At 74.8% G+C, this 9856-nt stretch carries 11 protein-coding genes; 9 read left to right on the top strand and 2 right to left on the bottom strand.

The window, feature by feature from the left end:
- Positions 1 to 99 precede the first annotated feature (99 nt).
- The 3 genes from GWJ10_RS00465 to GWJ10_RS00475 all read left to right on the top strand — a co-directional run bounded on the left by GWJ10_RS00465 (position 100) and on the right by GWJ10_RS00475 (position 2898).
- Complete coding sequence (locus GWJ10_RS00465; RefSeq protein ID WP_021479760.1) at positions 100 to 1119, top strand: DNA-directed RNA polymerase subunit alpha; 1020 nt, start codon at positions 100 to 102, stop codon at positions 1117 to 1119.
- Between the two features lie 74 nt (positions 1120 to 1193).
- Positions 1194 to 1751: a 50S ribosomal protein L17 gene (gene rplQ / locus GWJ10_RS00470; RefSeq protein WP_021479761.1), complete on the top strand. Its 558-nt coding sequence runs from the start codon at positions 1194 to 1196 to the stop codon at positions 1749 to 1751.
- A 277-nt stretch (positions 1752 to 2028) separates the two neighbouring features.
- A complete protein-coding gene (locus tag GWJ10_RS00475) occupies positions 2029 to 2898 on the top strand; it encodes an alpha/beta hydrolase (RefSeq protein ID WP_241005607.1) in 870 nt (289 codons plus the stop codon).
- A gap of 4 nt (positions 2899 to 2902) precedes the next feature.
- On the opposite strand, the gene GWJ10_RS00480 is transcribed toward GWJ10_RS00475, so the two are convergent.
- Positions 2903 to 3673: an ROK family protein gene (locus GWJ10_RS00480; RefSeq protein ID WP_034654905.1), complete on the bottom strand. Its 771-nt coding sequence runs from the start codon at positions 3671 to 3673 to the stop codon at positions 2903 to 2905.
- A gap of 116 nt (positions 3674 to 3789) precedes the next feature.
- On the opposite strand from GWJ10_RS00480, the gene truA reads away from it, so the two are divergent.
- A complete protein-coding gene (gene truA / locus GWJ10_RS00485; protein ID WP_163184813.1) occupies positions 3790 to 4683 on the top strand; it encodes a tRNA pseudouridine(38-40) synthase TruA in 894 nt (297 codons plus the stop codon).
- Between the two features lie 25 nt (positions 4684 to 4708).
- Here the strand turns inward: truA and GWJ10_RS00490 are convergent, their stop codons facing one another.
- A complete protein-coding gene (locus tag GWJ10_RS00490) occupies positions 4709 to 5110 on the bottom strand; it encodes a DUF5709 domain-containing protein (RefSeq protein WP_043652004.1) in 402 nt (133 codons plus the stop codon).
- 142 nt (positions 5111 to 5252) lie between these two features.
- On the opposite strand from GWJ10_RS00490, the gene GWJ10_RS19955 reads away from it, so the two are divergent.
- From GWJ10_RS19955 to rpsI, 5 genes are all read left to right on the top strand, one after another.
- A complete protein-coding gene (locus GWJ10_RS19955) occupies positions 5253 to 5870 on the top strand; it encodes a DUF937 domain-containing protein (protein ID WP_076405084.1) in 618 nt (205 codons plus the stop codon).
- A gap of 183 nt (positions 5871 to 6053) precedes the next feature.
- Positions 6054 to 7748, top strand: coding sequence for an ATP-binding cassette domain-containing protein (locus GWJ10_RS00500; protein ID WP_163184465.1), 1695 nt, complete (start codon positions 6054 to 6056; stop codon positions 7746 to 7748).
- 20 nt (positions 7749 to 7768) lie between these two features.
- Complete coding sequence (locus tag GWJ10_RS00505) at positions 7769 to 8689, top strand: rhodanese-related sulfurtransferase (protein WP_021479848.1); 921 nt, start codon at positions 7769 to 7771, stop codon at positions 8687 to 8689.
- Between the two features lie 170 nt (positions 8690 to 8859).
- Entirely contained in the window at positions 8860 to 9303 is a 444-nt protein-coding gene (gene rplM / locus GWJ10_RS00510) for a 50S ribosomal protein L13 (protein ID WP_021479847.1), read from the top strand.
- Positions 9304 to 9348: 45 nt separating this feature from the next.
- Positions 9349 to 9837 carry a 30S ribosomal protein S9 gene (rpsI, locus tag GWJ10_RS00515; RefSeq protein WP_021479846.1) on the top strand — a complete coding sequence of 163 codons (489 nt, stop codon included), beginning with the start codon at positions 9349 to 9351 and terminating at the stop codon, positions 9835 to 9837.
- Positions 9838 to 9856: the final 19 nt, after the last annotated feature.

A 9856-nucleotide genomic window follows, 5' to 3' on the forward strand; every position in this document is an offset into this window, starting at 1 on the left:
GTGGACAGAGTCCCGGCCGGGGCCGCGTGCCGCAGGCACGCACCTCGCCTTGAACCGTGCAGCGTCATATGGCGGACGCTCACCGAAAGGAAACCACCAGTGCTGATCGCACAGCGCCCCACCTTGACCGAAGAGGTCATCTCGGAGAACCGTTCGCGCTTCTCCATCGAGCCGCTGGAGCCCGGCTTCGGCTACACGCTCGGCAACTCGCTGCGTCGCACGCTGCTGTCGTCCATCCCGGGCGCGGCGGTCACCTCCATCCGCATCGACGGTGTGCTCCACGAGTTCACCACCGTGCCGGGTGTGAAGGAGGACGTGACCGAGGTCATCCTCAACATCAAGAACCTCGTCGTCTCCTCGGAGAACGACGAGCCCGTCGTGATGTACCTGCGCAAGCAGGGTGCTGGTGCGGTCACCGCGGCGGACATCGTCCCGCCCGCGGGTGTGGAGGTCCACAACCCCGAGCTGCACATCGCCACGCTCAACGACAAGGGCAAGCTCGAGATCGAGCTGACCGTCGAGCGCGGCCGTGGCTACGTCTCGGCCTCGCAGAACAAGTCGTTCGACGCCGAGATCGGCCGGATCCCGGTCGACTCGATCTACTCGCCGGTCCTCAAGGTGACCTACAAGGTCGAGGCGACGCGTGTCGAGCAGCGCACGGACTTCGACAAGCTGGTCGTGGACGTCGAGACGAAGCCGGCGATCTCGCCGCGCGACGCGCTCGCGTCGGCCGGCAAGACGCTGGTGGAGCTCTTCGGCCTCGCCCGCGAGCTCAACGTCGAGGCCGAGGGCATCGAGATCGGTCCGTCGCCGACGGACGCGGCCCTGGCCGCGGACCTGGCGCTGCCGATCGAGGAGCTCAACCTCACGATCCGCTCGTACAACTGCCTCAAGCGCGAGGGCATCCACCAGGTGGGCGAGCTCGTCGCACGCAGCGAGGCGGACCTGCTGGACATCCGCAACTTCGGTGCGAAGTCCATCAACGAGGTGAAGGAGAAGCTCGCCGAGCTCGGCCTGTCCCTCAAGGACTCGCCGCTCGACTTCGACCCGTCGGCCGCCGCGTACTACGACGGCGACGACGACGAGGCGACGTTCTCGGACACCGAGCAGCAGTACTGAGCCTGCGGCTCTAGACACCTCAGCGCGTCCGGGTCCGCACCTGCGGCGCGATCACTTCCCAAGGAGCACATCCCATGCCTACCCCCGCCAAGGGCCCCCGGCTCGGCAGCGGACCGGCTCACGAGCGCCTGATGCTCGCGAACCTGTCCACCCAGCTCTTCGAGCACGGCCGCATCACGACCACCGAGACCAAGGCGAAGCGCCTGCGCCCGGTGGCCGAGCGCCTCATCACGTTCGCCAAGCGCGGCGACCTGCACGCGCGCCGTCGCGTCCTGCGCGTCGTCCGCGACAAGTCCGTGGTGCACACGCTGTTCACCGAGATCGCCCCGCAGATGGCGGAGCGTGAGGGTGGCTACACGCGCATCACGAAGGTCGGCACGCGCAAGGGCGACAACGCGCCCCTCGCGGTGATCGAGCTCGTGACCGAGCCCGTCAGCCCGAAGCAGGCCGTCGTCCGCGAGGCGGAGAAGGCTGCCGAGAAGGCGAGCAAGAAGAAGGCCGACAAGCCGTCCAAGAAGGCCGACAAGGTCGAGGACGCGCCCGTCGAGGACGCCGCCGTCGAGGACGCTCCCGCCGAGGACGTCCAGGACGCGCCCGTCGAGGACGCCACGGAGGAGAAGAAGGAGGCCTGAGCCTCCTCTTCCCGCCCGAGCCCTCCGGGGCTCGTCGCGCAGGGCCCGGGACCGTACGGTCCCGGGCCCTGCTGCGTCTCCGGCTCTGCCGAGTCTCCGGCCCTGCCGCGTCCCTGGCCTGCCGCGTCCCGGCCGCTCCGGGGGAGGGGCACCGTCGGGCCGGGACGGGCCGAGCGAGCGGCCGGGTTCGACCCGGACGGCGGAGACCGGCCTGCCCGAGGTCGGCCTCGTGCCCCCTCGGGTCGATCTCGCGTGGAGCAGGGCCTACGGTCGAGACGTGACCTCCACCGACGCGTCGCCCGGGACCGGGGCGTGGCCGCCCGTCGTCCTCGTGCACGGGTCGCGCACGTCGCGCTCGATGTGGCGCGACCAGCTCGCGGCGCTGCGTCGCGCCGGTGTGCGGGCCGTCGCGGTCGACCTGCCGGGCCACGGCGTGCGGCGCAGCGAGGCGTTCACGCTTGACGGCGCGGTCGAGGCGGTCGCGTCCGGGATCGACGAGGTCGGCGGCCGCGCGCTCGTCGTCGGGCTGTCGCTCGGGGGCTACGTCGCGATCGAGACGCGCGCGCGGCACCCCGAGCGCGTCGTGGGGCTCGTCGCCGCCGCGTGCTCGACGCCGCCGTCGACGCGCCTGCGCGGCGGCTGGCTCGTCCTCGCGCGCGGGATCGAGCGGCTCCCGGACGGGGGAGCCGGGCTGAACCAGGCGCTCGTCGACCGGGCGATGACGGCCCAGGCCGCCGCCGACCTCGCGGCCGGCGGGTTCGCCCTCGACGTCATGAGCGCGATCCTGCGCGAGGTGGGGTCGGTCGACCCGGTCCGGGCCCTCGCGGCGGCGGACTCGCCGGTCTGGCTCGTCAACGGGCGCTGGGACCACTTCCGGCTGGGGGAGCGCGGGTTCCTCGCTGCGGCGCACGCGGGCGGGGCCCCGGCCCGGCTCGTCGTCGTCCCGGGCGCGCGGCACCTGGTGAGCCTGGACGCGCCCGTGGCGTTCAACCGCGTCCTGCTCGACGCGCACGGCGCGCTCGCCGCGGGCGCGCCGCCGGGGGGCGGGGACGAGGGCGCGCCACCGGGCCTCCTCGAGCCCGCCGCGGCCGCGCCCAGGCCGCGCACCGCGGACGGGGCGCCGGGCGACGGCACGGCCGGTCGCTGAGGCGTCAGGCCGGCGGGAGGTCCCACGCGCGGGCGCCCCCGACGAGGGCCGCCGAGTTCGGCACCACGACGACGTCGTCGCCGAGCCGGTCGAGGACGCTCGGGGTGATGCGCCGCGAGTTGCCCCCGCCCAGGTAGAGGCGGTCCCACCAGAACACGGGCCGCAGCCCCTCGACGACCGCGAGGACGCGGCGCGACCAGAGCCCGTCGCCGAGGCGGCGGCGCTCGGGCTCGCCGACGTACTCGTCGTACGTGGTGCCCCGCCGCACCGGGGCGCGCGACCACTCGAGGTGCGGCGCGAGCCGGCCCCCGTGGAACAGCGCGGAGCCGAGCCCCGTCCCCAGCGTCAGCACCAGCTCGAGCCCGGACGCCGCGACGACGCCCGCGCCGTGCACCTCGGCGTCGTTGAGCACGAGCGCCGGGACGCCGAGCCGGCGCTCGACCGCCGCGCGGACGTCGAAGCTCGTCCAGGCCTCGACGAGCGCGGGGTCCACGCGCGAGCGGGGCCCGCTGCGCGTCACGTAGTGGGGCGTGTGCACGACGACTCCGCGCCGGATCATCCCGGGCATGCCCACCGTGACGCGGTCGGCGGGAGGCAGCGTGGCCGCGATGCCCGCGACCGTCTCGACGAGGAGGTCGGGCGGGAGGGGGTAGGGCGTGGGGACGCGCACCGCCGCGGCGTGCGCGGTGCCCGACGCGTCGAGCACGTTCGCCTTGATGCCGCCCCCGCCGCAGTCGACGGCGAGGGTGCGGACATCGTGCGGGTCGCCGGTCATGGGCGGCAGCGTAGGCACGGCGGCGCGCGCGGCGCACGGGCGGGCGACTACGGTGAACTCCCGTGACCGCCGTCCCGCCCCCCGCCCTCCCGGACCCCGACGCCCCGCGACCCGACGTGCCGGACGACGTCGTGCGCGTGCGCCTGGACCTCGCCTACCAGGGGACGGCGTTCGCCGGCTGGGCCCGGCAGCCGACGCTGCGCACCGTGCAGGGCACGCTCGAGGACGGGCTGGCGACGATCCTGCGGGGCGCGGCGCCGCGGCTCACGGTGGCGGGGCGCACGGACGCGGGCGTGCACGCGCGGGGGCAGGTCGCGCACGTCGACCTCACGCGGGCGCAGTGGGAGGCGCTGCCCGGCCGGTCCGACCGCGCGCCGGGGGACGCGCTCGTCGCGCGGCTGGGGGGCGTGCTGCCGGGGGACGTCGTCGTGCACCGTGCCGCGCCGGCCCCGACCGGGTTCGACGCCCGATTCTCCGCGCTGCACCGCGCGTACACCTACCGCGTCGCGGACGACCCGGCGCAGCGCGACCCGCTGCGCCGGGAGTGGGTGCTGTGGAACCGGCGACCGCTCGACGTCGCGGCGATGGACGCCGCCGTGCGGCCCCTGCTCGGGGTGCGGGACTTCGCGTCGTTCTGCAAGCCGCGACCGGGCGCGACGACGATCCGGGAGCTGCAGCACCTGTCGTGGTCGCGCCCGGCGGACGGCCCCGACGCGGGGCTCGTGGTCGCGCACGTCCGCGCGGACGCGTTCTGCCACAACATGGTGCGCGCGCTCGTCGGCGCGTCGCTCGCCGTGGGGGAGGGGCGGCGCGACGTCGGGTGGCCGGCGGAGCTCCTCGCGAGCCGGCGCCGGGACGCGGGGGCGGGCGTCGTGCCGGCGCACGGGCTCGTGCTCGAGGAGGTCACCTACCCGCCCGACGCGGAGCTCGCGGCGCGTGCCGACCGCATCCGCGCCGTGCGGAACGAGGAGGACGTCTGGGAGGACCCGCCGCCCCGCGAGCCGGCCTGAGCCGGCCGCGGGCGGGCGCTCGTCCTCAGGGCTCCTCGACGACGTGGACGGCGGCCTCCTCGGCGCCCGCGGCGCCCCCGGAGATCCCCTCGTCGTCGGCGTACGTGTCGTTCTGGCGCCCGTCGAGGGCGTCGGGGTCCGCGACGAGGCGGCCCGCGCGGGTCTCGTCGGGCCGCTCGGCCGGGTCGCGCTCCCACTCCTCCGGCTCCTCCTCGGCGAGGCGCTGGTCGAGCGTCTCGCCGTGCACCTCTTCCCACGGCGTCTCGCCGAAGTGGTTCGAGCGGGGGCGCTCGGGCGGGGAGTAGCCCTCGTCGAGCACGTCGTCCACGCCGCGGTCGAGGAGCGTCTCCTCGGGCTGGAGCTGGTCGGTGTCGCCCTCGGCGCCCGTCTCCGGGTCGGGGCTCGTGGCGGTGGTGTCTTCGCTCATGCGTCCCACCCTGGCACCTCACGGGGACGGACGCAGCCCCGGACGCGAGTGCCTGCGAGGGCGCCCGGCCGGGACTACGGTGGGGCCGCACCGCGCCCCGGTGCGCACCCGCTGGAGCACCCCTGAACCGGAGGACGACCCCATGGCCGGCATCGACGACATCCTGTCCACCGTCCCGCTCGACCAGCTCGCCGGTCGGCTCGGCGTCGACGAGGCGACGGCGCAGCGCGCGGTGGGCGCGGCGCTGCCCGCGCTGCTGGGCGGGCTGCGCGCCAACGCGCAGGACCCGGCGGGCGCGGCGTCGCTCGGCGAGGCCCTCGCGCAGCACGACCCGGCGCTCGTGGAGGGCGGCGTCGACCTCGACGACGTCGACACCGACGACGGCCGCAAGATCGTCGGGCACGTGTTCGGGCAGAACGAGCAGGCTGTCGTCGCGCAGCTCGCCCGGTCGACGGGCACCGGCAAGGACCTGCTCGCGAAGGTGCTGCCCGCGCTCGCGCCGATCGCGCTGGCCTTCCTCGCGAAGCAGCTCGGCGGCGCCGGGTCGTCGGGCGGCGTCCCGACCGGCACCTCAGGCGGCACGGCGGGCGGTACCGCGGCGGGGAAGGGCGCGGGCGAGCGGCCGGGCGCCTCGCAGACCGGCGGGGGCGGCCTGGGCGACGTCCTCGGCGGGCTCCTGGGCGGCGGGTCGGGCGCCGGCGGCGGTCTCGGCGACCTCCTGGGCGGGCTGGGCGGCCTCCTCGGCGGCGGCCGGCGCTGAGCCGTCCCGCCATCCCGCCATCCCGGCGTCCCGCCACCCGCCATCCCGCCACCCGGCGTCCCGCGTCTCGGCGCCCGCCGGCCGTGGTGCCGGGCGGCGGGTGGCGTCGGCCCGGCCGAAGTGCCGGACGCCGGGGTCCGCAAAGCGCGTGACCGCGCGGCCGACGTCGGGGACCATGACGGGGTGGGACACCTCGACCTCAGCGACGTCACGTATCACCTGCCCGACGGGCGCACCCTGCTCGACGGCGTCGACCTGCGGGTCGCGGACGGCGCGCGCGTCGCGCTCGTGGGGCCCAACGGCGTCGGGAAGTCGACGCTGCTGCGCATCGTCACCGGTGAGGTCGCCCCGCACGGCGGTGCCGTCGTGCGCAGCGGCGGGCTCGGGGTGATGCGCCAGGACGTCGGCCGCATCGACGACGACCGCACGGTGCGCGACCTTCTCGTCGGGCTCGCGCCGACCGCCGTCCGCGAGGCGGCGCTCGAGCTCGCGGCTGCCGAGCACGACATCATGACGGTCGACGACGAGCCCGCCCAGCTCCGCTACGCCCAGGCCCTCGTGGACTGGGCGGACGTGGGCGGCTACGACGCCGAGGCCGGCTGGGACGAGGTGACCGACGAGGTGCTGTCGGTCCCGTTCGAGAAGGCGCAGTGGCGCGACGTGCGGTCGCTGTCCGGGGGCGAGCAGAAGCGGCTCGCGCTCACGGCCCTGCTCCGCGGGCCGGAGGAGGTCCTGCTGCTCGACGAGCCGGACAACCACCTCGACGTGCCGACGAAGCGCTGGCTCGAGGAGCGGCTCGTCGCGTCGTCCAAGACGGTCCTCTTCGTGTCCCACGACCGCGAGCTGCTGTCGCGCACCGCGACCCAGGTCGCGACGCTCGAGCCGACGCCGGGCGGCGGCACGGTGTGGGTGCACGGCGGCGGCTTCGCGACGTACGCCCAGGCCCGTGCGGACCGGCGCGACCGGCTCGCCGAGCTCGCGCGCCGCTGGGACGAGGAGCACACCAAGCTCCAGGAGCTCGTGCGGACGCTCAAGACGAAGGCCGCGTTCAACGACGGCCTCGCGAGCCGGTACCAGGCCGCGCGCACGCGCCTGCGCAAGTTCGAGGAGGCGGGGCGTCCCGAGGTGGTCGCGCGCGACCAGAACGTGACCGTGCGGCTCACGGGCGGGCGGACGGCCAAGCGCGCGGTGACGTGCGAGCGGCTCGAGCTCACGGGGCTCATGAAGCCGTTCGACGTCGAGGTGTTCTTCGGCGAGCGCGTCGCGGTGCTCGGCTCGAACGGCTCGGGCAAGTCCCACTTCCTGCGCCTCCTCGCCGCGGGCGGGAGCGACCCCGAGCCGGGCACCGTGCCCGACGACGTGGCCGGCAGCCCGGCGGCGCCCGCTCCCGTGGCGCACACGGGCCGGGCCGTGCTCGGGTCGCGGGTGCGGCCGGGGTGGTTCGCGCAGAACCACGACCACCCGGAGCTGCGGGGGCGCACGCTGCTGGAGATCCTCCACCGCGGTGAGGGGCACCGGGCGGGCATGGGGCGCGAGGGCGCGAGCCGGGCGCTCGACCGGTACGAGCTCGTGGGCCAGGCCGAGCAGCGCTTCGAGACGCTCTCGGGCGGCCAGCAGGCGCGCTTCCAGATCCTGCTCCTCGAGCTCGACGGCGCGACGCTGCTCCTGCTCGACGAGCCGACCGACAACCTCGACCTGCACTCGGCGGAGGCGCTCGAGGCGGGGCTCGCGGCCTTCCAGGGCACCGTGCTCGCGGTGACGCACGACCGGTGGTTCGCGCGCGGCTTCGACCGGTTCCTCGTGTTCCGCGAGGACGGCGAGGTCGTCGAGGCACCGGAGCCGGTCTGGGACGTCGAGCGCGTCCGTCGGGCGCGCTAGCCCTCCCTATCCTGGTGGGCATGGCCGTCCACAAGATCGTGCTCTTCTACGCCTTCACGCCGCTGCGGGACCCGCGTGCCGTGCAGCTCTGGCAGCAGGCGCTGGGGGAGCGGTGGCACCTCACGGGTCGCGTGATCGTGTCGGAGCACGGGATCAACGCGACCCTCGGCGGGACGGTCGAGGACCTCAAGCAGTACGTGAAGACGACGCGCCGGTACCCGGGCTTCGAGGGCGTCGACGTCAAGTGGTCCGACGGCACGGGCCGCGACTTCCCGCGCCTGTCCGTCAAGGTGCGCCCCGAGCTCGTCGCGTTCGGCGTGCCGGACGAGGTCCGGGTCGACGAGCACGGCGTCGTCGGCGGCGGGGAGCGGCTGAGCCCGCAGGCCCTGCACGACCTCGTCGAGGAGCGCGGCGACGACGTCGTGATGCTCGACGGCCGCAACGCGTTCGAGGCGGCCATCGGCCGCTTCCGCGGGGCCGTCGTGCCCGACGTCGCGACCACGCGGGACTTCGTCGCCGAGATCGACTCGGGCCGCTACGACGACCTCAAGGGGCGGCCCGTCGTCACGTACTGCACGGGGGGCGTGCGGTGCGAGGTGCTGTCGGCCCTGCTGCGCGCCCGCGGGTTCGAGGAGGTGTACCAGCTCGACGGCGGCGTCGTGCGCTACGGCGAGGTGTTCGGCTCGCAGGGGCTGTGGGAGGGGTCGCTCTACGTGTTCGACGAGCGCATGCACGTCGAGCTCGGCCCGGGGTCGACGCCGCTCGGCGCGTGCACGGCGTGCGGGGCGCCGACGGCGAAGTACGAGAACTGCGCCGACCCGAGCTGCCGGACCCTGCGCCTGTACTGCCCCGGCTGCGTCCACGAGGCCCGCTCGACGCGCTGCGAGACGTGCGTCCGGGAGCGCCCGGCCGCTTTGACCGGCGGCCTGCCTCGCGGGTAGTCTGGTGAGTCGTTGTGCTCATCTCACGACACCCGTGTCGCTAGCGCGCCCACTCGCTGCCGGCCAAGGAGCGGGTGTCGACCGAGCCCGCCGCGCAACGACCTGCCCTCTCGGCCGCACGCTTCAGCGGTCGAAGAAGACATCCTGAGACAGAAACGAAGGCTACGACCGTGCGTACGTACACCCCGAAGCCCGGCGACGTCCAGCGCGACTGGTACGTCATCGACGCGACCGACGTCGTCCTGGGCCGCCTGGCCACCCACGTGGCCACCCTGCTGCGCGGCAAGCACAAGCCGACCTTCGCTCCGCACGTCGACGGCGGTGACTTCGTCATCGTCATCAACGCCGGCAAGGTCGCCCTGAGCGGCAACAAGCGCGAGCAGAAGATGGCCTACAACCACTCCGGTTACCCGGGTGGTCTGCGTGCCGTCGCCTACGGCGACCTGCTCGACAAGCACCCCGAGCGTGCCGTCGAGAAGGCCGTCCGGGGCATGCTCCCCAAGACGACCCTCGGTCGCGCCCAGTTCGGCAAGCTGAAGGTCTACGCGGGTGCCGAGCACCCGCACGCCGCTCAGCAGCCGAAGCCGTTCGAGATCACCCAGGTCGCGCAGTAATCGCCGCCCAGGCGTAGCGCACAGAGAGACGCGAGGACACCACCCGTGGCCGAGACCACCGTCGACACCGACACCCTGGGCGACGAGACGCCCAGCACCTACACCTCCGAGTCCGCCGCCCCCACGGGCCGCGGCCAGAGCATCACCGCCCCCGGCCAGGCCCTGGGCCGCCGCAAGGAGGCCGTGGCGCGCGTGCGCCTCGTCCCCGGCACCGGCACCTGGAAGGTCAACGGGCGCACGCTCGAGGACTACTTCCCGAACAAGGTCCACCAGCAGCTCGTCAACTCCCCGCTGAAGCTGGTCGACGTCGAGGGTCGCTTCGACGTCGTCGCCCGCATCACGGGCGGCGGCTCCTCGGGCCAGGCCGGCGCGCTGCGCCTGGCGATCGCGCGCGCGCTCAACGCGATCGACGCCGAGCACAACCGCCCCGCGCTGAAGAAGGCCGGCTTCCTCACTCGCGACGCCCGCGTCGTCGAGCGCAAGAAGGCCGGTCTCAAGAAGGCCCGCAAGGCACCGCAGTACTCCAAGCGCTGATCCTGCGCTGTGCGCTCGT

This window comes from Cellulosimicrobium sp. SL-1 (assembly GCF_011033075.1).
Taxonomy (GTDB): Bacteria; Actinomycetota; Actinomycetes; order Actinomycetales; family Cellulomonadaceae; genus Cellulosimicrobium; species Cellulosimicrobium funkei.

What these genes read in the sequence shown, in the direction of transcription:
- rplQ (WP_021479761.1), top strand. Translation starts at nt 1,194, where the DNA reads ATGCCTACCCCCGCCAAGGGCCCCCGGCTCGGCAGCGGACCGGCTCAC.
- GWJ10_RS00480 (WP_034654905.1), bottom strand. Translation starts at nt 3,673, where the DNA reads ATGACCGGCGACCCGCACGATGTCCGCACCCTCGCCGTCGACTGCGGC.
- GWJ10_RS00490 (WP_043652004.1), bottom strand. Translation starts at nt 5,110, where the DNA reads ATGAGCGAAGACACCACCGCCACGAGCCCCGACCCGGAGACGGGCGCC.
- GWJ10_RS19955 (WP_076405084.1), top strand. Translation starts at nt 5,253, where the DNA reads ATGGCCGGCATCGACGACATCCTGTCCACCGTCCCGCTCGACCAGCTC.
- GWJ10_RS00505 (WP_021479848.1), top strand. Translation starts at nt 7,769, where the DNA reads ATGGCCGTCCACAAGATCGTGCTCTTCTACGCCTTCACGCCGCTGCGG.